16 protein-coding genes are annotated in these 21290 nt (G+C 69.9%); 9 read left to right on the forward strand and 7 right to left on the reverse strand.

What is annotated here, in order from left to right:
* Positions 1-49: 49 nt before the first annotated feature.
* A complete protein-coding gene (locus tag ABZ928_RS10090) occupies positions 50-1993 on the forward strand; it encodes a PA14 domain-containing protein (protein ID WP_361516637.1) in 1944 nt (647 codons plus the stop codon).
* Between the two features lie 60 nt (positions 1994-2053).
* Here the strand turns inward: ABZ928_RS10090 and ABZ928_RS10095 are convergent, their stop codons facing one another.
* From ABZ928_RS10095 to ABZ928_RS10115, 5 genes are all read right to left on the reverse strand, one after another.
* A complete protein-coding gene (locus ABZ928_RS10095; RefSeq protein WP_289920736.1) occupies positions 2054-2500 on the reverse strand; it encodes a helix-turn-helix domain-containing protein in 447 nt (148 codons plus the stop codon).
* Positions 2501-2505: 5 nt separating this feature from the next.
* Entirely contained in the window at positions 2506-3690 is a 1185-nt protein-coding gene (gene dnaJ, locus ABZ928_RS10100; RefSeq protein WP_361516639.1) for a molecular chaperone DnaJ, read from the reverse strand.
* A gap of 42 nt (positions 3691-3732) precedes the next feature.
* Positions 3733-4386 carry a nucleotide exchange factor GrpE gene (grpE, locus tag ABZ928_RS10105; protein ID WP_361516641.1) on the reverse strand — a complete coding sequence of 218 codons (654 nt, stop codon included), beginning with the start codon at positions 4384-4386 and terminating at the stop codon, positions 3733-3735.
* On the reverse strand, positions 4383-6221 hold the full coding sequence (gene dnaK, locus ABZ928_RS10110; protein WP_361516642.1) for a molecular chaperone DnaK: 1839 nt from the start codon (positions 6219-6221) through the stop codon (positions 4383-4385). The genes grpE and dnaK overlap by 4 nt, the downstream gene beginning before the upstream one ends.
* A 94-nt stretch (positions 6222-6315) precedes the next feature.
* Positions 6316-7317 carry an undecaprenyl/decaprenyl-phosphate alpha-N-acetylglucosaminyl 1-phosphate transferase gene (locus ABZ928_RS10115; RefSeq protein WP_361516644.1) on the reverse strand — a complete coding sequence of 334 codons (1002 nt, stop codon included), beginning with the start codon at positions 7315-7317 and terminating at the stop codon, positions 6316-6318.
* Positions 7318-7473: 156 nt separating this feature from the next.
* Between ABZ928_RS10115 and ABZ928_RS10120 the strand changes: the two genes are divergently transcribed.
* Entirely contained in the window at positions 7474-10347 is a 2874-nt protein-coding gene (locus ABZ928_RS10120; RefSeq protein WP_361516646.1) for an NACHT domain-containing protein, read from the forward strand.
* Between the two features lie 156 nt (positions 10348-10503).
* Positions 10504-12786, forward strand: coding sequence for a (Fe-S)-binding protein (locus tag ABZ928_RS10125; RefSeq protein WP_361516648.1), 2283 nt, complete (start codon positions 10504-10506; stop codon positions 12784-12786).
* 95 nt (positions 12787-12881) lie between these two features.
* Here ABZ928_RS10125 and ABZ928_RS10130 read toward each other — a convergent pair whose 3' ends face one another.
* On the reverse strand, positions 12882-13826 hold the full coding sequence (locus tag ABZ928_RS10130) for a hypothetical protein (protein ID WP_361516650.1): 945 nt from the start codon (positions 13824-13826) through the stop codon (positions 12882-12884).
* Positions 13827-13985: 159 nt separating this feature from the next.
* Here ABZ928_RS10130 and ABZ928_RS10135 point away from each other — a divergent pair, with 159 nt between their 5' ends.
* Together ABZ928_RS10135 and ABZ928_RS10140 are read left to right on the forward strand one after the other, a co-directional pair.
* Positions 13986-14369, forward strand: a complete 384-nt coding sequence (locus tag ABZ928_RS10135) for a DoxX family protein (protein WP_361516651.1) — start codon at positions 13986-13988, stop codon at positions 14367-14369.
* Between the two features lie 43 nt (positions 14370-14412).
* A complete protein-coding gene (locus tag ABZ928_RS10140) occupies positions 14413-15324 on the forward strand; it encodes an RNA polymerase sigma-70 factor (RefSeq protein WP_361516653.1) in 912 nt (303 codons plus the stop codon).
* Between the two features lie 35 nt (positions 15325-15359).
* On the opposite strand, the gene ABZ928_RS10145 is transcribed toward ABZ928_RS10140, so the two are convergent.
* Positions 15360-15917, reverse strand: coding sequence for a GNAT family N-acetyltransferase (locus tag ABZ928_RS10145; RefSeq protein WP_361516654.1), 558 nt, complete (start codon positions 15915-15917; stop codon positions 15360-15362).
* A 175-nt stretch (positions 15918-16092) separates the two neighbouring features.
* On the opposite strand from ABZ928_RS10145, the gene ABZ928_RS10150 reads away from it, so the two are divergent.
* The 4 genes from ABZ928_RS10150 to ABZ928_RS10165 all read left to right on the forward strand — a co-directional run bounded on the left by ABZ928_RS10150 (position 16093) and on the right by ABZ928_RS10165 (position 21282).
* Positions 16093-17385, forward strand: coding sequence for a VCBS repeat-containing protein (locus ABZ928_RS10150; RefSeq protein WP_361516656.1), 1293 nt, complete (start codon positions 16093-16095; stop codon positions 17383-17385).
* Positions 17386-17497: 112 nt separating this feature from the next.
* Positions 17498-18853 (forward strand): FG-GAP and VCBS repeat-containing protein, encoded by a 1356-nt coding sequence (locus ABZ928_RS10155; protein ID WP_361516657.1) that lies wholly within the window; start codon positions 17498-17500, stop codon positions 18851-18853.
* A gap of 40 nt (positions 18854-18893) precedes the next feature.
* Positions 18894-20258 (forward strand): FG-GAP-like repeat-containing protein, encoded by a 1365-nt coding sequence (locus ABZ928_RS10160; RefSeq protein ID WP_361517622.1) that lies wholly within the window; start codon positions 18894-18896, stop codon positions 20256-20258.
* Positions 20259-20295: 37 nt separating this feature from the next.
* Positions 20296-21282, forward strand: coding sequence for a Yip1 family protein (locus ABZ928_RS10165; protein WP_361516659.1), 987 nt, complete (start codon positions 20296-20298; stop codon positions 21280-21282).
* Positions 21283-21290: the final 8 nt, after the last annotated feature.

Here is a 21290-nt window from a genome sequence, read left to right on the forward strand (position 1 = left end):
CGGCGGCGCGTTCTCCGCGCGTCACCGACGGACACGACCGAGGGACGGAATGAACCCAGCCAGACGTACGGCGGCCATCACCTCCACCGCCGTCGTGCTCGCCACCGCGGGCACCCTGCTCACCGTCACACCCGCATCCGCGGCGACGACGTGCACTTCTCCCGTCTTCAAACGGCAGTTCTTCGCGAACACCACCTTCTCGGGCACCCCGAAGAAGACGGACTGCGACAACGCCATCGACCAGAACTGGGGCACGGGCGCCCCGACTTCGGGTCTGCCGTCGAACAACTTCGGCGTGCGGTGGTCGGTGACACGGGACTTCGGCTCCGGCGGACCCTTCTCCCTCGCCGCCTCCGGGCTCGACGGCATTCGCGTGTACGTCGACGGCGTACGCAAGATCAGCCTCTGGAAGAACACCTCGTCGACCGTCTCCAAGACCGTCAACGTCACCATCCCCAGCGGCAAGCACACCCTTCGCGTCGACTACGTCAACTGGACCGGCGCAGCCAAGGTCAAGTTCACGTACACCCCGCGCACGTCGGCGTCCGTCGACAAGGTCAAGCCCCTCACCCCGACCGGGACTTCGGCGGCGTACGACGCCGCGACCCGCAAGGCCAAGCTCACCTGGTCCAAGAACAAGGAGATGGACCTCGCGGGCTACCAGGTCCACCGCCGTCTCAAAGGCAGCGGCTCCTGGACGAAGGTCGCCACGACCACCGCCACGGCCACCTCGTACACCGACACCCCGCCCGCGACCGGCGAGACCTACTACTACGAGATCCGCGCCTACGACAAGGCCGGCAACACCTCCCCCGGTACCGCCGACAAGCCCGTCACCACGGTGTTCGCCGCACCGCAGGGGCTGACGGCGACGTCGTCGAACAAGGCGAACTCCCTTACCTGGCAGGCCGCTTCGGGTGTGAAGTCGTACGAGGTGTACCGCGCCTTCGGGGACACCGGGAACTTCGGGCTCCTCGCGGTGGTCGACTCCCCCGCGTACGCGGACTCCGAGGTGACCGCCAACGTGCCCTACACCTACAAGGTGCGGTCGCTGAACGCCGCCGGCGCCGCGTCGCCGTACTCGAACGTCGTGTCGGCCACCGTGGACACCGTCGCGCCGCTGAAGCCCGAGGGCCTCACGGTCGCCTCGGCGGACGAGGGCGGGATCACGCTGACCTGGCAGAAGCCGGGTGCGGACACGGTGAAGTACAACGTCTACCGCGGGACTTCACCGCTCAGCGGAACCCTGATCGGGTCGTCGTCCACCACGGCCTACCGGGACACCGGCGCCGAGGCCGGGCAGCTCTACTCCTACATGGTCACGGCCGTGGACGCGGCGGGCAACCAGTCGAGCGTGAGCACCCCCGTCAACGCCACGCGGCCTGTCGGACCGAGCAGCGTTCCCCGGAAGCCCTCCATCATGAACCCCCAGATCGTGGGCGACCAGCTCTCCATGAGCTTCGAGAACTCGGGGTACGTCCCGGTGTCGTCGTACGAGGTGTACCGCTCCCGCACCACCCCCGTGGACACGACCGTCGCCGCCAACCACTTCGGCGGTTCGACCGGGACGTTCACGGCCACGGTCGCCGAGGACGAGCGGGACTACTACTACGCCGTCGTCGCGGTGTCGTCGTACGGTGTGCGGTCCGCGCCCTCGAACTCGTTCAAGCCGCAGGTGGTGGAGGTGTCGGACACTCCGCTGCCCACCGCGGTGTCCGATGTCATCCCGGGTGACGGGCAGGTACGGCTGATCTGGGGCACCCCGCCGAACAGCCCGGGCAACCCGGCCGTCGTCGCCTACCGCGTGTACCGCTCGACGACCCCCGGGGTCACCAAGGAGAACGCCGAGTCGGCCGTCCTGACCCAGAGCAGCGACTACACCGACTCCGGGCTGACCAACGGCACGACGTACTACTACGCCGTCGCCACCGTCAGCGTGTACGGCGTGGAGTCCGCGCTGTCCGCCGAGGTGTCGGCCACCCCGGCGGCCTGACCAGCAAAAAGAAAGGGGCCCGGCGCGATGGCGCCCGGCCCCTTTCACCTACTGCTCACGTCAGTCCTGGCGCCCCTTGGGCCGCCACACCACCAGCGCGCTGGTCTGCTGCACTTCCTGATACGGCACCAGATCCCGTCGGTACGACGCGTGTACCGCCGCCTCCCGTTGCTGCATCGCCGCGGCGGCGCCCTCCAGGGCGGCCTCCATCTCGGCTACGCGGGACTGGAGGGCGGCTACCTGGTTCTCCAGCTCGATGATGCGTTTGATGCCGGCGAGGTTGATGCCCTCGTCCTGCGACAACTGCTGGACGGTGCGCAGCAGTTCGATGTCGCGGGCCGAGTAGCGGCGGCCCCGCCCTGCGGTGCGGTCGGGGGAGACCAGGCCGAGGCGGTCGTACTGACGGAGGGTCTGCGGGTGCAGGCCGGACAGCTGGGCCGCCACCGAGATGACGTAGACCGGGGTCTCCTCGGTCAGTTCATACGGGTTGCGTCGACGGCCGTCCATCTCGATCATGCTCCCTTCGCGGCCTGGAACAGCTCCGCCCGCGGATCCTCGTCCGCGGTCGCCTCGCGATACGCCTCCAGTGCGTCACGAGCCTTCCCCGTCAGGTCCTTCGGGACACTCACCTCGACGGTGACCAGGAGGTCGCCGCGGGTGCCGTCCTTGCGGACCGCGCCCTTGCCGCGGGCGCGCATGGTGCGGCCGTTGGGGGTGCCGGGCGGCAGTTTCAGGGTGACCGGCGGTCCGCCCAGGGTCGGGACCCTGACCTCGCCGCCGAGGGCCGCCTCCGTGAAGGTCACGGGGACGGTCACCGTGAGGTTGTCGTCCTTGCGGCCGAAGACCGGGTGGGCGTCGACGTGGACGGTGACGTACAGGTCACCGGCCGGGCCGCCGCGCTCGCCCGGCGCTCCCTTGCCGCGCAGCCGGATGCGCTGGCTGTCCGTCACCCCGGCGGGGATGCGGACCTGCATCGTGCGGGACGACTTGGCGCGGCCGCTGCCCTTGCACTCCAAGCAGGGGTGCTCGGCCATCAGTCCGCGGCCCTTGCAGTCCGGGCAGGGGTCGGTGAGGGAGAACCCTCCGCCGGAGCCCCTCGCCACCTGACCCGTGCCGACGCAGGTCGGGCAGACGCGCGGTGTGCCGTTCTTGTCGCCGGTGCCGGAGCATGCCTTGCAGGGGGCCTGCGAGGACATCCGCAGGGGGACCGTGGCGCCCTCGATGGCCTCCGTGAAGCTCAGCGTGACCTCGGTGTCGATGTCCTGGCCGCGGCGGGGCTGGGTACGGGTCGTCCCCGCGCCGCCGCGGTTGAACAGACCGCCGAAGACATCCCCGATGCCGCCGCCGAAACCGCCGGAACCCTGGCCGCCACCGCCCTGGGCGCCGCCTCCGAAGAGGTCGCCCAGGTCGAAGTTGAAGGAGCCGCCGCCCGCGCCCGGCCCCGGGCGGAAGCCGCCGTTGCCGAAGAGCGCGCGGGCGTCGTCGTACTCCTTGCGCTTCTTGGGGTCACCGAGGACGTCGTTCGCCTCGGAGATCTCCTTGAAGCGCTCCTCGGCCTTGACGTTGCCCTTGTTGGCGTCCGGGTGGTACTCGCGGGCGAGCTTCCGGTACGCCTTCTTGATCTCGGCCTCGGTGGCGTCCTTGGGGACGCCGAGGACCTTGTAGAAGTCCTTCTCGATGAAGTCCTTGGTGCTCATCCTCGACGCGCCCCCTTTCCGGTGTCCTGCTCAGTGTCGACCTCAGCCCTCCTCAGGGCCGTTGTCCTTGTCGTCGGCCTTGGAGTCCTCCTCGGCCTTGACCGTCTGCGCGCCGGGCTGCGGCTCGGCGACGGCCACCCGCGCGGGGCGGATGGTGCGCTCGCCGATGCGATACCCGGGCTGCAGGATCGCCACGCACGTCGTCTCGGTGACGTCGGGCGCGTAGCTGTGCATCAGGGCCTCGTGGATCGTCGGGTCGAAGGGCTCGCCCTCCTTGCCGAACTGCTGCAGACCCATCTTCGCCGCGACGGTCTCCAGCGACTCCCCGACGGACTTGAATCCGCCGACGAACTCGCCGTGTTCGCGCGCGCGGCCGATGTCGTCGAGCACGGGCAGGAGTTCGGTCAGGAGGTTCGCGATGGCGATCTCCTTGACCGTGATCCGGTCCCGCTCCACGCGGCGGCGGTAGTTCTGGAACTCGGCCTGGAGCCGCTGGAGGTCCGTGGTGCGCTCTTCGAGCGCCTTGCGGGACTGGTCCAGCTGCGCGGTCAGACCGGCGATCTGTGCTGTTGCGTCCCCGGCCGGGGCCGCCCCCTCGCCGTTGGGCGAGGTGGCGGCCTTCGACTCGGCGTCGTCGGGGGTGGCGCCGGAGGGGACGTCAGGCTTCTCGTCGAAGCCCGGGGTCTCCTCCGTCACGCGGCACCGTCCTTACGGTCCTCGTCGACGATCTCGGCGTCGACGACGTCGTCGTCGGCCTTGGGGGCCTCGGTACCGGCGCCACCCGCGGCCTGGGCCGCCTGGGCGTCGGCGTACATCGCCTGGCCGACCTTCTGCGAGACGGCCGCGACCTTCTCGGTGGCGGTGCGGATCTCGGCGGTGTCCTCGCCCTTGAGCGCGGCCTTCAGCTCCTCGACAGCGGCCTCGACCTCGGTCTTGACCTCGCCGGGGACCTTGTCCTCGTTGTCCTTGAGGAACTTCTCCGTCTGGTAGACGAGCTGCTCGCCCTGGTTGCGGGTCTCGGCGGCCTCGCGGCGGGCGTGGTCCTCCTCCGCGTACTTCTCGGCCTCCTGGCGCATCCGGTCGACCTCGTCCTTCGGCAGCGAGGAGCCGCCGGTGACGGTCATCTTCTGCTCCTTGCCCGTGCCGAGGTCCTTCGCGGTCACGTGCATGATGCCGTTGGCGTCGATGTCGAAGGCGACCTCGATCTGCGGGACACCGCGCGGGGCCGGCGGCAGACCGGTCAGCTCGAACATCCCGAGCTTCTTGTTGTACGCCGCGATCTCGCGCTCGCCCTGGTAGACCTGGATCTGTACGGAGGGCTGGTTGTCCTCGGCGGTGGTGAAGATCTCGGACCGCTTGGTCGGGATCGTCGTGTTCCGCTCGATGAGCTTGGTCATGATGCCGCCCTTGGTCTCGATACCGAGGGACAGCGGGGTCACGTCGAGGAGCAGGACGTCCTTGACCTCACCCTTGAGGACACCGGCCTGGAGGGCGGCGCCGATGGCGACGACCTCGTCCGGGTTGACGCCCTTGTTCGCCTCGTTGCCACCGGTCAGCTCCTTGACGAGCTCGGCGACGGCGGGCATACGGGTGGAGCCGCCGACGAGGACGACGTGGTCGATCTCGTTGATGGAGATGCCGGCGTCCTTGATGACGTTGTGGAACGGCGTCTTGCAGCGCTCCAGCAGGTCGGCCGTCAGCTGCTGGAACTGGGCGCGCGTGAGCTTCTCGTCGAGGTGCAGCGGGCCCTCGGCGGAGGCGGTGATGTAGGGCAGGTTGATCGAGGTCTCGGTGGACGAGGACAGCTCGATCTTCGCCTTCTCGGCGGCCTCGCGCAGACGCTGGAGCGCCATCTTGTCCTTGGCGAGGTCCACGCCGTGGCCGGCCTTGAACTGCTGCACCAGGTAGTCGACGACGCGCTGGTCCCAGTCGTCACCACCGAGGTGGTTGTCACCGTTGGTGGCCTTCACCTCGACGACGCCGTCGCCGATCTCCAGGAGGGACACGTCGAAGGTGCCGCCACCGAGGTCGAAGACGAGGATCGTCTGGTCGTCCTTGTCGAGGCCGTACGCGAGCGCGGCCGCGGTGGGCTCGTTGACGATACGAAGGACGTTGAGACCGGCGATCTCGCCGGCTTCCTTCGTCGCCTGACGCTCGGAGTCGTTGAAGTAGGCGGGAACGGTGATGACCGCGTCGGTCACCTTCTCGCCCAGGTAGGCCTCGGCGTCCCGCTTCAGCTTCTGCAGGATGAACGCGGAGATCTGCTGCGGGTTGAAGGGCTTCCCGTCGAGCTCGATCTTCCAGTCGGTGCCCATGTGACGCTTCACGGAACGGATGGTCCGGTCCACGTTCGTGACCGCCTGGCGCTTGGCGACCTCGCCGACCAGCACCTCACCGTTCTTCGCGAAGGCGACGACGGACGGCGTGGTCCTGGCACCCTCGGCGTTGGTGATGACGGTGGGCTCGCCGCCCTCCAGAACGCTGACGACGGAGTTAGTCGTGCCCAGGTCGATGCCGACCGCACGTGCCATGGTGATTTCCTCCAGCTGACTTGAGTGGAACGGACTCAAGTGTGCATGACGTCCGCCGCCCGGTCAACAGACCTGAGTCGAGGCCACTCAACTCTTATCCGTTCCTTACACGCAACTGGCCTCTGACCTGCGGAGACGCGGATCGAGCCGCACTGGAGGGCTTGATACGCAGCAGTCCGATCACGCCGACGAGGGCACCGACGACGACCCAGAGCGCCCCGGACGCGGCGATGGTTCCGAGGTGCACGAGAACGGCGACGAGTACCCCCGAGAAGGCAACAAGTCCGAGGACGACGACGATCCCCTGCGGAGTGAGCCCGAGCCGCCGCAACCGATGCCCGAGCCGCACCCCCCTCCCCCCACCCCGCCGGGACAGCACCACCAACAGCACATCGGCGGCGACCACGATCCCGAGCCCGGCGAACACGGCCGCGGTGGAGGCGAGCCCGTACCCCGCCCGTGCCGTCACGGCCGCCGAGGCGAGCAGGAACCCGGCGAACATCGCCCCGCACGAACCGAGCCCCGCGCGCGCGGGCGGCCAGTTGTGCATGAGAAACCCGGTCAGCGCGGCGGCCAGCACACTGAGCAACACGGCAAGCCCGTCCATGACTTCGGCGGCGGCACAGGCCCCCACCCCGAAGGCGGTGAGCACCCCGACGGCCCCGGCGAGCCCGTCGACATGATCAAGCGCCCGAAACCCCAGCACGACGAACACGATCCACCCGACGGCGAGCACCCCACCCCCGACCCCGGTCTCCCCGTACGGCACCACGAGCGCGGCGGCGACGGCCGTACCAGCGCCGAGAAACCGCGGCTTCACACGCCGCACATCGGCGAGGAACCCCAGCGAGGCGACCCCGGCCGCGGCGACGAGCAGCTCCCCGACCCCGTCCCCGAGCGGCGCGACACCGGTCCGGTCACCGGCCACCGCGACAAGACACGTGGCAACCACGACGGCCACACCCCCGGCCACCGGCACCTTCCGCTGCCGCCGCCGCTCGACGATCCCGAGCTTCAGGGCGGGGAGACGGAGCAGGGCGGCGAGGAGCGCGGTGAGGAGCAGGGCGGAGGTGGCGGCGGCGATTCCGTAGAGCACGGATCCAATTTAGGGCTGAATGTAGCAATTCGGTACGAATAACACGATCGGATCGGTTGTCGGGTTGCGGTGGGTCACCGGAACCTCTCCCCGCGTGGCGTCCACCGTGGGAATCTGGAGCGGCTCGCGAACAGGGCGGGGCACGGGGGAGGCTCCATGTGGGGCGTGCTGATCGGGCTGGGCGGCTTCTTGGCCGGGATTCTCGTCCTGGCACTCAAAGACTGGCTGACCGCGAGGGCGAAGCAGCTGCTGGACCTGCTGTACGGCCGTTTCGCGGGAAGCCGCTTGCTACGGCGGCGGGCGCTGGCGAACTACACGCGCGAGCTGTACGAGCGCCACCGGGAGTTCCCCGTCAGCTTCCAGGCGGACGAGGCGCTGAAGCTGCCGATGGAGTCGGTGTACGTACCGCTGCGGGGCGGCCCGGACCGCACCGAGGTCGCGACGACGCTGCGGCGGGCGCGGCGGAGCGTGGTGCTGGGGGCGCCGGGGGCGGGCAAGACGCTGCTGCTCCGGCACGAGTCGTGGGCGTGGGCCCGGCAGCGGGTGGAGTCGGAGGGCGTCGGCGACGGGCGGGCCGTTCCGGTCCTGCTGGATCTGCACCGCCTGAACCTGGACCCGGAGATCGGCCTGGAGCAGCACGTCGTACGCCACTTCGCGCGGCATCGCTTTCCGGGGGCGGGGAGTTGGGTGTCGGCCGCGCTCGGCCGAGGCGATGTCGCCCTGTACTTCGACGGCCTGGACGAGGTGGCGACTGACCTCCGCCCCCGCGTCGTCGAACTCATCAAGGAGTTCACGGAGACGCACCGCAAGTGCCGGGTGGTGGTGACCTGCCGGGCGGCGGTGTACGAGGGCCAGTTCGTCGACTTCGACCAGACACTGCGGATCCAGGACTTCGACGAGCACCTGATCCGGCGGTTCCTGGGCGGCTGGCCGTGGCAGGCGGGGGATGTGGACCAGCTGGTGGGGGCGCTGCGGGACACTCCTCAGATCATGCAGCTGGCGCGCAATCCGCTGCTGCTGACGCTGATCGCGTACCTCTACGACTTCAAGTACGCCGAGAGCGGGGAAGCCCTGCCGCACACCCGCGCCGAGTTCTACCGCCAGGTCGTCGACGATCTGTTCCGCCGCCGCGAGTCGGCGTTCCCGCGTCCGCTGAAGAAGGCGGTACTGCAACGGCTGGCGCTGACCGCCCAAGACGTCCCAGCGGGGACACGGGACCGGCTGGCGCTGCCGGAGGGGGAGGTACTGAAGGTCGTAAGAGCCGTGCTGGAGGAGCAGGGGCGGGAGGTGGGGCTCGCGGACGCCGTGCTCAGGGAGATCGTCGAGCGGAGCGGGCTGCTGCTGGCCGTGGACGGCGGGGATCGGTATCAGTTCGCGCATCTGACCTTGCAGGAGTACCTGGCGGCGGTCGCGCTCAGGGAGGACGCCGAGGGGCTGATACGTCGGTACGAGGCGGACCCGGGAGTGTGGCGGGAGACCGTACGGCTGTGGTGCGGGGTCGTGGGGCGGGACTGCACGGCGGTGGTACGTCGGGTGCACGCGCGGGATGCCGTACTCGGGTTCTTGTGCCTGGCGGATGCCGAGCGCCTGGAGGAGGGGTTCGAGCGGGAAGTGCTGGCGGAGTTCAAGGGGCGGCTGCGGGCGGGAGAGGCGGGGGACGAGGTCGTCGCCGCGTTCGGGCTGGTGGCGGGGGATCGACGCCGGGGGGAGCTGTTCGGCTTCCTTGTGGCACAGGCCCGGTCCGGCAATCGGGCGGCCGCTGCCGCGCTGGCGGCGACGAATCTGCCGAGGGCCGCTCAGGAGTTGGCCGGCATGAGGCGACAGCTCGGAGACACCGCCTGGACGGCTCTGGGCACCATGGGCGACCTGGCGGTGCCCTACTTCGAGAGGTCGGCCCGCCATTACGACAGCGCGGTGCACATGCTGTGGCGCATCCGAACGCCGAAGGCCGCTCTCGCGTTGAACCGATGCCTCTGGGAAGCCTCCGACTCGGACGCAACAATCCCCTACCACCTCGGGGAACTGCTGACCGTCCCGGAGATCGCCGACGCGCTGCACACCGCGCCCACCGACGAGGACAAGCCGATACTCCCCTGGGTCTGGCGTCCGTTCGCGCACGGCCCGGACGACTCCCTGATCAGGATCGCCGGGAGAATCGCCTACGTCCTCGAAGCGGCGCTCCCTTACGGGGTGCCCGAGGACTTCCCAGCGCCGGATCCCCGCATCACGGCCGCCATCACGGTCATCGGCGTATCCGTCCTGCCCGAAGTGCGCGTGCCCGATGAGGTCGCCGAAGACGTCGCCGGGCTCGCTGGCCCCGCGCTGTTCTTCCTCGCCGACGGCCCTCGCCTCGGCGTCAAGACATCGCAGTTCGCCGAGCAGATAGAGGAGAGACACCTCTCAGGCCCGACCCAGGCGCAAGCGCTGGACATCTCGATGGCCCTGCTCGCCGCGGCCGGCCTCGACCCCGACCTACGCGGTTTCCTCCAGCTCCTCCCGCCCAGCCTCCGCCTCCGCGCCTGCCTCGCCCTCCTGCACGCCAAGGAGCCCGCCAGCCACGCCACCTGGGACGTCCCGCCGTCCAACGCCAGGCACGACACCCCGTACCGCAAGGCCATGAGCCCGGCGCTCTACGCAACGCTCCTGATGTGGTTCGCCCTCTCCGCCCTCGCCGCATGGCACGCGATGACCACGGCCTGGGGACCCCAGTGGCTCGGCTGGACGGTGACAGGGGTGATCGGTCTCGGCTGGCTGGGCATCCTCTCCATGCCGTTCATGGAGGAGCCGTCGGCCATCTGGTCCGGTTCGGTCTTCTACGCGCTGCTGTCGATGGCCCCCGCCGTGGGCCTCTACGCCTACCTGGCCGCCCTTCACCCCTGGGGCGTCGTCTCCGCCACGACCTGCACCGCCGCCGTACTCGCCGTGCTCCTGCCGACAGGCGCCCGCGCGTACCGCCACGACATGCGCGCCTACGCCCACTCCCACCCCGTACGCCGTCTCGTCCTCGACCCCCTCCGCGAGCTCCCCTGACCAGCCCGGCCACGCCACTCAGGCAAGCCTCAGCGATCCAGATCACCTCGCCCCTGGCTACAGTGCGATGGAAGATACGGGTAGTCTCAGTCGGACTGCATAAGTTACCGCTTAGTAATCTCGAAGAACCCCCTCGCAGGCCCGAGGAGCCCCCAAATGCAACTCGCCGCGATCATCGTGTCGATGGTCACCATGACGGTCGGCGTCGCCCTGTTCGGCCGGGCCATCGTGCAGATCGTCCGCTTCATGATGCTCGGCCAGCCCCTCCCCGCGGGGGCCAGGACCAACGACCCCGTCCTGCGCACCATCACCGTGGTCAAGGAGTTCCTCGGCCACACGAGGATGAACCGCTGGGGCGTCGTCGGCATCGCGCACTGGTTCGTGGCGATCGGCTTCTACACGCTGCTCCTGACGATCGTGAACGCCGTCGGCCAGCTGTTCCAGGCCGACTGGCTGCTGCCGATCATCGGTGACTGGGCGCCGTACAACCTCTTCATCGAGCTCATCGGCACCCTCACGATCGTCGGCATCGTGACCCTGATCGTCATCCGGCAGCTCAACCGTCCGGGCGGCGCGGGCCGCAAGTCCCGGTTCGCGGGCTCCAACACCGGTCAGGCGTACTTCGTCGAGACGATCATCCTCATCGTCGGCGTCTGCATCTTCATGCTGCACGCCCTTGAGGGCGCCCAGCACCACGTGGACGGCTACGAGGCCTCCTTCTTCATCTCGTACCCGGTGGTGCACGCGCTGGAGAACGTGGACCTCTCCACCCTCCAGACGCTCACCTACTTCTTCGCCGGCCTGAAGATCGCGGCCTCCTTCATCTGGATGATCACGGTCGCCCTCAAGACCGACATGGGTGTCGCCTGGCACCGCTTCCTGGGCTTCCCGAACATCTGGTTCAAGCGCAACGCCGACGGCGCCACCTCCCTCGGCGCGCTGCTGCCGATGACCTCCGGCGGCAAGCCGATCGACTTCACCGACCCCGGCGAGGACGACGTCTTCGGTGTCAGCCAGGTCGAGCAGTTCTCCTGGAAGGGCCTGCTCGACTTCTCGACGTGCACCGAGTGCGGCCGCTGCCAGTCGCAGTGCCCCGCCTGGAACACCGGCAAGCCGCTGTCTCCCAAGCTGCTGATCATGTCCCTCCGGGACCACGCCCACGCCAAGGCGCCCTACCTGCTCGCGGGTGGCGGCAAGACCATGGAGGGCGAGGAGAAGGCGTCCGAGGAGCAGCTCAAGGACGTACCCGCCGCCGCTCTCGCCGAGGCCGAGCGGCCCCTCATCGGCACCGCCGAGGAGAACGGCGTCATCGACCCCGACGTCCTGTGGTCCTGCACCACCTGCGGCGCCTGTGTCGAGCAGTGCCCCGTCGACATCGAGCACGTCGACCACATCGTCGACATGCGCCGCTACCAGGTCATGATCGAGAGCGCCTTCCCCTCCGAGGCGGGCACGATGCTCAAGAACCTGGAGAAGAAGGGCAACCCCTGGGGCCTCGCCAAGAAGCAGCGCCTTGAGTGGCTCAAGGAGCTCGACTTCGAGGTGCCCGTCGTCGGCAAGGACATCGAGGACCTCTCCGAGGTCGAGTACCTGTACTGGGTCGGCTGCGCGGGCTCCCTGGAGGACCGCGCGAAGAAGACGACCAAGGCCTTCGCGGAGCTGCTTCACATCGCCGGGGTCAAGTTCGCCATCATGGGCGGCGACGAGAAGTGCACCGGTGACTCCGCCCGCCGCCTCGGCAACGAGCCGCTGTTCCAGGAACTCGGCATGGAGAACGTGGCCGCGCTGAACATGGCGTTCGGCGAGGAGATGGACGACGACGGCAATGTGACGCCCGAGTCCAAGAAACCGCGGTCGGCCAAGAAGATCGTCGCCACCTGCCCGCACTGCCTCAACACCATCGGCAACGAGTACCCGCAGCTCGGCGGCGACTACGAGACCATCCACCACACCCAGCTGCTCCAGCACCTCATCGACGAGGGCAAGCTGCTGCCGGTCACCCCGGTCGACGGTCTCATCACCTACCACGACCCCTGCTACCTGGGCCGCCACAACAAGATCTACACGCCCCCGCGCGAGATCATGTCGGCCGTCCCGGGCCTGCGCCAGCAGGAGATGCACCGCCACAAGGAGCGCGGCTTCTGCTGCGGCGCCGGCGGCGCGCGGATGTGGATGGAGGAGCGGATCGGCAAGCGCATCAACAACGAGCGCGTGGACGAGGCTCTCTCCCTCAACCCGGACATCGTCTCCACCGCCTGCCCGTTCTGCCTCGTCATGCTGACCGACTCGGTCAACGGCAAGAAGAACGAGGGCAAGGCCAAGGAGTCCATCACCGTCGTCGACGTCGCCCAGCTCCTGCTGGAGTCCGTCAAGACCCCGGTGGACCCCGAGGACACAGCCGAGACGGAGAGCGAGCCGGAGCCGGAGCCGGTGAAGTAGTTCCTACGGCAGTCCCTACGGAAGTTCTTACGGCAGTTCGTACGGCAGTCCCGACGCCCCCTGTCCGATCCCTCGGCAGGGGGCGTCGTCGTCGCTCAGTTGAAGCCGCGGATCGACGTGCCGAGGTACGTCAGCGGGACGAGGACGAAGCCGCCCGCCGCGCACAGCATCTGCGGCACATTCGGCTCATGTCCCAGCAGAATCGGGGCCCAGCCCCAGAACATCGCCGCCGTCAGGGCGGTGCGCACGGTCTGGAACGGCGCCGACCAGGCCAGCTTCTGGACCTCGCCGTGGTCGGGCGAGAACGTGAACACGGCTCCCAAGAACAGCCAGACGAACATGACGAGGACGAAGCTGAAGAGAGCCGCGTTGCCCAACTCGTCGTCTTGGAAGGCCTTCCACCGATTCACGGCGAGGGTGTCCAGATCCTTGGTCTCGTTGACGTAACCGCCCAGGCCGGGATCCGACCGGGCCCACAGCACATCGACCTCGGTCCCCTTGCCCGGCTTCTCGTACGTGTAGGCGCCGCGCACGGTGAGCCGTTCGGCCCCGCCGGGCACCGGCACCGAGACGACGAGCCGGGAGGCGTACCCCTTGACGACGTCGTCGCTCAACTCCTCCCGCACCGACCCGCGTTCCACGACCGTCGCGGTACTGACCTCGGCCCCCGCCTCGCGCAGCGAGTCGAGCTTCTCGCCCGAGTTGGAGGAGGTCAGCAGGGCGACGAACATCGCGCCACTGACGAACGCGACGAGCAGCCAGAGCAGCCCGGTGCGCCCCTTGACCCAGAACTCGTCGGAGAACTCGTCGTCCGGCACCGCGCCCCGCAACCGCCACAGCGCCACGAGCCGCACCACCGCGCACCCCACGGCCACGGCACCCCACACGAACGGCTGGACCCACGGCCGCACCATCGCGGTCGCCCCGAGCAGCCACACACAGGCCACCGCGGTCGACACCCACCCCGCCGACGCGCCCAGCCGCACCGTCCAGACCAGTCCGGCGCGTACGGGCGCGCCGTCCTTCCCCCGCTTCTCCATGATCGAACAGATGCACTATCGCCGGGCTCGCTGTCAATGAATCGGGGCGATGTCACAGGCGCGGTCGCCGACTTGTCGTAGAGGGCGAAGGCAGGCAACGCGCAAGGACGCGCAACCCACAACGACACGCAACTACACGCAACACACAAGGAGTCGACTATGAATCTCGCCCTGTGGATCGGTGCCGCACTGCTCGCCGCGGTCGCCCTGGCCGGCGGCATCACCAAGACGTTCCTGCCCCGGGAGAAGCTCGCCGTGGCCCCCGGCGGGGAGTGGACGGCCCATGTGGGCCCCGGTTTCCTCCGGACCCTCGGGGTGGTCGAACTGCTGGCCGCGGCAGGCCTGATCCTCCCCGCCGTGACCGACATCGCACCCGCGCTGGTACCGGTCACCGCAATCTGCTGGATCCTGCTGATGGTCGGTGCGATGATCACCCACGGTCGGCTCGGCGAAGCCAAGTTCGCGGTGCTGAACGCGGTCTACCTCGTACTCGCGGTGTTCATCGCGTGGGGCCGGTTCGGCCCCGAGTCCTTCACCGGCTGACGAGGCAGGGTGGGAGAACATCTGCGGCCGAGGGGGAACAGGCATGACCAGGACCGAGGAGTTCGAGGAGCTGCGACCGCTCCTGTTCTCGATCGCCTACCGGATCCTGGGCAGCGTGAGCGAGGCCGAGGACGCGGTCCAGGAGACCTGGCTGCGCTACGAGGCCTCGACGACCGAGCCACGATCGGTCAAGGCCTACCTCTCCACCGCGGTCACCCGCGTCTCGATCAACGTCCTCCGCTCGGCCCGGGTCCGCCGCGAGGCGTACGTGGGCCCGTGGTTCCCCGAGCCGCTCCTCGACGACCCCTACGAGGACCCGGAACGGGCGGCGGAACTCGCGGACTCCGTCTCGATGGCGGCCCTGCTGCTCCTGGAGCGCCTCAGCCCCCTGGAACGGGCCGTCTTCGTCCTCCGCGAGGTGTTCGACTTCGGCTTCCCCGAGGTCGCGGAGGCCGTGGGCCGCTCGGAGGCCGCGTGCCGACAGCTGGCGGTACGGGCCCGGCGCCATATGACCGAGGGCCGCCCCCGCTTCGAGGCCGACCGCAAGGAACGCGAGGAACTGGCCGCACGGTTCTTCGACGCCCTCCGCGAGGGCGACGTCCTCGGCCTCCAGGACCTGCTCGCCGCCGAGGCCTCCCTGGTCGGCGACGGCGGCGGCAAGGCCCCGCAGCTGGCCAGGTCCGTCGTCGGCGCGGAGAACGTGGCCCGCCTCCTGGCCGCCGTCTTCCCCCGCATGGCCCGCGCCGCCATCACCTTCGAGCCCCACGAGGTCAACGGCGCACCGGGCGCGATCTTCCGCGACCGCGACGGCAAGGTCCTCCACGCCATGGTCCTCGAGTTCCTCGACGGCCGCATCGAAACGATCCGCACCGTCATCAACCCCGACAAACTCGCCCACCTGGGCCCGGTCGCGGACGCGTGGGAGATCCACCGCGAGGTACGCGAAACCCGCTGACGCCCGCACCTGGTGGGGGGCTTCCGATGACGTGACTACATCGGCAACGACCACAGCCGCGCGGGCCCGTCCGGCCATACGGCTTCGTCGTCCTCGCCCAGCGGTATCCACAGGGTGTGCAGCGGATGGTCGATCACCCCGCCGGGCTGCTCGACCCGCATCCCCCCGTCCAGCACCCGCCACCCCAGCCTCTCGTACAACGGCACCCGGTCCGGCAGACAGAACAGGATCCCGAACTCCGCCTCCGTACCCCGCGCATGGGCGACGGCGGCCCCCACGACCGCCCGCGCCAGCCCGTGCCCCCGCATCCCGGGCGCGACGATCACCCCACCGAGCCCCGCCACCCGCAACGACCTGTCCCCGACGCTGACCGCCACCTCCACCAGCCCGGCATGCGCCACGAGCCGCCCCTGCCGCAGAACCCCGAAGTGCACATCCTTGTCCCGCGACCGCACCCCGAACTCGGCGACCTCGAAAGGATCTCGGGCCCCGCCGGAGATCTCGTCCAGGTCGGCCTTCGTGTACTGAGCCAGCCGTACGACGACGGGGGCCACCGCACCCCGGGGTTCCGACTTCCGCGCATTCTCGGTCATGCACCACCGCACGTCACTCAAAGCTCCCCGCCCATCCCCGTACCAGCCCCCATCCCTTGCCCGGCCATCTCCCCGCCCCCAGTTCGGCCATCTCCCCGCCCTCCCCCTTAACCCCACCGTCGAACGCGTGCATCATTACCGGGGTTCGTTGTCGATGATGCTGACGAGGTGTGCGGTGCGTGTGCGAAGAGCCGGGTCGGTCACGGCGTTCCTCTGCGGCGTCCTCCTCCTCGCCGACTGCGGCCCCACCCAGCACGACGCCGGGAGCGCGGACCACTCCCCGTCCGTGCACGCCGCGGACGCGCCCGCGAAGCTCCCGGTCCCGCGCGGCGAGGGCAGCGAGGTGGACGACGACTTCAACGGTGACGGCCACCGTGACCTCGTACTCGACGACCTGGTGAAGGCGCAGGCGCACGCGGACGACGCCGGTATCGGCATCGTCTACGGCGGCGCGCGCGGACTCATGTCCGGGGCACGGCAGTTGCTCAGCCCGGCGAAGCAGGCGGCCGCCACCCGGGGCCAACTCCCCGCCGTCTTCGAAGCGGAGGCGACCTGCGACCTGGACGGCGACGGCTTCACCGACCTGGTGGTGTCGACGGACCCGCCCTTCGACGGCCAGGGCCAGCCCCCTGTGCCGTTGCAGATCCTCTTCGGCTCCCCGGCCGGCCTGACCGGCAAGGCGGTCAAGCTCACCGTCCCGGGACGCGCCCGCGCCGGCAACGACTGGCCGGACCAGCCGGTGTGCGGGGACTTCGACGGCGACAAGGCCGCCGACCTCGTCCTGCACGCCTCCGGCTCCCAACTCACGTATTTGCGCGGCCCGTTCACCCGCAAGGGCGCCGCGCACGCCGCCGGCGCCCCCATCGAGGCCCCCGGCGAGGTCCCGACGGCGCCCGCCGTCGACGTAAACCTGGACGGGTACGACGACCTGATCGTCCGTACCGCCGAAGGCACCGCCCGCTCCGCGCTCGTCCTCGGCGGCCCCGACGGACCCACCCGCACCGGCACCGTCCTCCCGGCCGGCATCGACACCGCCCTCGGCCGCTTCGGCGAGGGCAAGGCGCTGGACGCGGCGGTCGGCGCGATGAACGGCACCGCCCTGCGCTACGACCTCCCCACCCCCACCCGCGCCACCCTCTCCTCCCCCGGCTCCATGCTCGACACCGGGGACTTCGACGGCGACGGCCGCGACGACCTCGTCTCCAGCGGCTCCCGCCTGAAGATCTTCCGAGGCCGTACGGCGGGCCTGTCCGCGTCCGGCATGATCACCGTCGCCCCGCCCGCCGTGGGCACCACCCGCGTCCTGACCGTGGCCGACTTCGACGGCGACGGCCGCGCGGACCTCGTGGTGCGCACGTACCGGGGCGAGACGAAGGACACGGTGGCCGTGTACGCCGGCGAGAAGAAGGGCGTGGTGAGCGCGAAGCCCACGCTCACCTTCTCGACGTCCGCGTTCCTGACCCCTTGACCCCCTGACACCCTTTTCGTCGGTGGGCAAGCGCACGATCCGAACTCCCGTACAACCCTTGCCGATCGGCAGAGGTCTCCTGATCACCGACCGACTGTCCCAGGAGCCCACCGTGCGCAGAAGCACCGCCGCAGCCCTGACCACCACCCTGCTGGCGACCGGCCTCACCCCGCTGTTCCTCGCCGCCCCGGCCTCCGCCGCCGTCGCCAAGCACTACGACGACTTCAACGGCGACGGCTACCGCGACCTGGCGTACGGCAACTACTCCAGTGGCGTCTCGGGCCCCGGCGGCTGGACGGGCGGCGCCGTCACCGTCGTGTACGGCAACGCGAGCGGCCTGGACACCTCGCACACCCAGGTCGTCCACCAGGACAGCCCGGGCGTGCCCGGCACCGGCGAGGACGACGACATGTTCGGCGACTCCCTCGCGAGCGCCGACCTCAACAAGGACGGCTACGCGGACCTGGTCGTCGGCAACTCCATGGAGAAGGTCGGCAGCGCGGTCCACCGCGGCACGGTCACCATCGTCTGGGGCTCCCGGTCCGGCCTCTCCGGCGGCACCAACCTCGCCCCGAAGTCCGGCGCCGGCCGCTACTTCGGCCGCGACCTCGCCACCGGCGACTTCAACGGCGACGGCTCCCCCGACCTGGCGGTCATCGGCGGCGACGAGACCTGGCTGTACCGCGGCGGCTTCACCAAGTCCGGCACCACGGGCCGCGTCAGCAAGATCGACAAGAAGGACCAGGGCTGGTACTCCTCCGGCCTCGCGGCCGGCAAGGTCAACGGCGACGGCAAGACCGACCTGGTGATCCTCGGCGACCAGTTCATCGACAACAAGCCGGTCCCGCGCATCTGGTTCCTCAAGGGCTCCACGGGCGGCCTGACCTCGGGCGCTTCGAAGACGTACCGCAGCGCCCCCACGAACGCGGTGATCGGCGACTTCGACAGGAACGGCTACGGCGACATCGCGGTGGGCCTGCCCGACAACAACGACGGCAAGGGCATCGTCAGCGTCTGGCGCGGCACCTCGTCCGGCCCGAGCGGCTCGATGACGTACAACCAGGCCTCCTCCGGCGTCACCGGCAGCCCGCAGGCGGACGACAACTTCGGCTACTCTGTCTCGGCCGCCGACACCAACGGCGACGGCTACGCGGACCTCGCGGTCGGCGTCCCGCACGAGGACGTCGACGGCAAGGAGGACCAGGGCGGCGTCCACCTCTTCCGCGGCGGCTCCGGCGGCCTGACCGGCACCCGCTCCACCTGGATCCCCGCGACGGTCCTCGGCCCCGCCGACTCCTCCACCTCCTTCGGCGCCGCGGTCCGCCTCCGCGACCTCACCCGCGACGGCAAGGCCGACCTCACGGTGGGCGCGGCAGGCGACGGCCTCCTCCTCCCGGGCACCACCACGACCCCGACGACGACCGGCTCGCTCCACCTGCCCGAATACGGCGGCGGCTTCCTCGACTGACCTCTGTCCCCCCTCCCTGGAGCACCCGGAAATGCATCTCATGCGAACCACCCTCGCGACGGCCGTGGCGGCCACGCTCACGGGCGGTCTGCTCACCCTCGCCGGCACGACGCCCGCGTCGGCGGCGGCCGCCAAGTACGCGGACGACTTCAACGGCGACGGCTACCGCGACTACGCCGCCGCCTGGAACGCGGACACCAAGGGCGGCGGTGTCCTGATCACCTTCGGCACGGCGGCCGGCCCCGGCACCAAGACCCAGTTCATCAGCCAGTCCAGCTCCGGCGTCCCCGGCGCCGACGAGACCGACGACGGCTTCGGCACCGACCGCGCCGCCGCAGACTTCAACGCCGACGGCTATGCCGACCTCGCCGTCTCCGCGCCCGGCGAGAACGTCGACGGCCGCACGGACCAGGGCGCGGTCACCGTCCTGTGGGGCAGCGCGAGCGGCCTGTCGGGCGGTACGGCCGTCCCGGCCAAGGCGAAGACCTCGTACGCCCGCATGGGCTCGGACCTGGCCGTCGGCGACTTCAACGGCGACGGCAAGAAGGACCTGGCGGTCGTGGCGTACGGCAAGACGTACGTCTACCGCGGCGTCATCAACCGCACCGGCGTCCACGGCACGGTCTCCACCCTCGACAAGACCTCGTTCTCCTCCACCGCTGTGATCGCCGGCAGTGTGAACGGCGACGGCAAGACCGACCTCGTCCTGATCGGCGACGGAGTCACCCCCGAGGAGATCTGGTCGGAGGCCTGGTTCGTCAAGGGCGGCACCACCCTCTCCTCCGGCAAGACCCTGCGCCTGGAGTCCCAGTCGGGCAACGGCGGCAGCACCGACCGCGGCGGCGACGGCGTCATCGCCGACTTCGACAAGGACGGCTACGGCGACATCGCCATCGGCACGTCCCTGTACGGCGGCTACAAGGGCCGCGTCTCCGTCTGGTACGGCGCCAGGTCCGGCCCGTCGACGTCCGCCCGCATCACCCAGAACACCAGCGGCATCGCGAACACCGCGGAGGCGTACGACTACTTCGGCGACAGCGTCTCGGCCGGCGATGTCAACGGCGACGGCTACAAGGACCTCGCGGTCGGGGCGTACGGCGAGACCGTCAACGGCAAGGAGTACGCGGGCATCGTCCACGTCCTCTACGGCCGCGCGTCGGGCCTGACCGGGACGGGCTCGCAGACCTTCGCCCGCAACTCGGCCGGAATCCCGGGCGCGTTGGAGGCGGACGACTACTTCGGCGCCACGGTCCGCCTGCGCGACACCGACCGCGACGGCAAGGCCGACCTCTTCGTGACGGGCACCGTGGGCTCACTGCGCCTGCCGGGCACGGTGAAGGGCGTGACGACGACAGGGGTCACGTCGGTGCAGGGCGACGGCCTGATCAGCGGAATGCTCCAGTAGAACTCAGTAGAACCCCCTTAAGGGAAATCCTTAGGGGATGTCACAGCTCGGCAGCAAAGCCGGGCCCGGACCACCGGGCCCGGCACGCCGATCTCCAGGACCAGGTACGTTCGAAGGCGTGGCTGGATTCAGGATCGGACGCGGCCGGGACAACGGCGCTCCTCACACGCGACCGCAACAACCTCCGTACGGGCAGCAGGCCCCGCAGGGACCGTCGTACGGCGGCTACCCCGCGCCGCAGCAGCCGTACCCGGGACAGCAGCAGTACGGCGGCACCCCCCGGGCCGGCGGCTACGACGAGCCGGAGTACTTCGGCGACGGCGGATACGGCCCCCAGCAGGGCGCAGGCCAGGGCCATGACCCGTACGCGGCGAACCACCCGGGCCACACCCAGGCCTTCCAGGTGGGCGAGGACCCCTACAACCAGGGCGGCACCTACCGCGCGGGCTCGACCCAGCCCCCGCCCCCGTCGGGCCCGGTAGGCCCCCGCCTCCACTGGAAGGACCTGCTGAGGGGCATCGTCACGTCCCCCAACCAGACCTTCCTCCAGATGCGCGACTACACGATGTGGGGCCCCGCCCTCATCGTCACCTTCCTCTACGGCCTGCTGGCGGTCTTCGGCTTCGACGGCGCGCGGAAGGACGCGATCAACGCGACCCTCTCGAACGCGGTCCCGATCGTCCTGACGACCGCCGTCGCGATGGTGATCTCGTCCTTCATCCTGGGCGTGGTCACCCACACCCTGGCCCGCCAGCTCGGCGGCGACGGCGCCTGGCAGCCCACGGTCGGCCTGTCGATGCTGATCATGTCCCTGACGGACGCCCCCCGCCTGGTCTTCGCCATGTTCTTCGGCGGCGACGCGACCTTCGTCCAGGGCCTGGGCTGGGCGACCTGGGTGGCCGCGGGCGCCCTGCTGACCCTGATGGTCTCCAAGTCCCACGACCTGCCGTGGCCCAAGGCGCTGGGGGCGTCGGCGATCCAGCTGATCGCGTTGCTGTCGATCGTGAAGCTGGGCACGTTCTAGCCGCGGCG

This window comes from Streptomyces sp. NPDC046909, assembly GCF_040644695.1.
In the GTDB taxonomy this organism is placed as follows: domain Bacteria; phylum Actinomycetota; class Actinomycetes; order Streptomycetales; family Streptomycetaceae; genus Streptomyces.

Bases quoted from the DNA above. Each gene is read 5' to 3' on its own strand.
- ABZ928_RS10090 (WP_361516637.1), top strand. From the start codon at position 50: ATGAACCCAGCCAGACGTACGGCGGCCATCACCTCCACCGCCGTCGTG.
- ABZ928_RS10095 (WP_289920736.1), bottom strand. From the start codon at position 2,500: ATGGACGGCCGTCGACGCAACCCGTATGAACTGACCGAGGAGACCCCG.
- dnaJ (WP_361516639.1), bottom strand. From the start codon at position 3,690: ATGAGCACCAAGGACTTCATCGAGAAGGACTTCTACAAGGTCCTCGGC.
- dnaK (WP_361516642.1), bottom strand. From the start codon at position 6,221: ATGGCACGTGCGGTCGGCATCGACCTGGGCACGACTAACTCCGTCGTC.
- ABZ928_RS10120 (WP_361516646.1), top strand. From the start codon at position 7,474: ATGTGGGGCGTGCTGATCGGGCTGGGCGGCTTCTTGGCCGGGATTCTC.
- ABZ928_RS10125 (WP_361516648.1), top strand. From the start codon at position 10,504: ATGCAACTCGCCGCGATCATCGTGTCGATGGTCACCATGACGGTCGGC.
- ABZ928_RS10130 (WP_361516650.1), bottom strand. From the start codon at position 13,826: ATGGAGAAGCGGGGGAAGGACGGCGCGCCCGTACGCGCCGGACTGGTC.
- ABZ928_RS10135 (WP_361516651.1), top strand. From the start codon at position 13,986: ATGAATCTCGCCCTGTGGATCGGTGCCGCACTGCTCGCCGCGGTCGCC.
- ABZ928_RS10140 (WP_361516653.1), top strand. From the start codon at position 14,413: ATGACCAGGACCGAGGAGTTCGAGGAGCTGCGACCGCTCCTGTTCTCG.
- ABZ928_RS10145 (WP_361516654.1), bottom strand. From the start codon at position 15,917: ATGACCGAGAATGCGCGGAAGTCGGAACCCCGGGGTGCGGTGGCCCCC.
- ABZ928_RS10160 (WP_361517622.1), top strand. From the start codon at position 18,894: ATGCGAACCACCCTCGCGACGGCCGTGGCGGCCACGCTCACGGGCGGT.
- ABZ928_RS10165 (WP_361516659.1), top strand. From the start codon at position 20,296: ATGTCACAGCTCGGCAGCAAAGCCGGGCCCGGACCACCGGGCCCGGCA.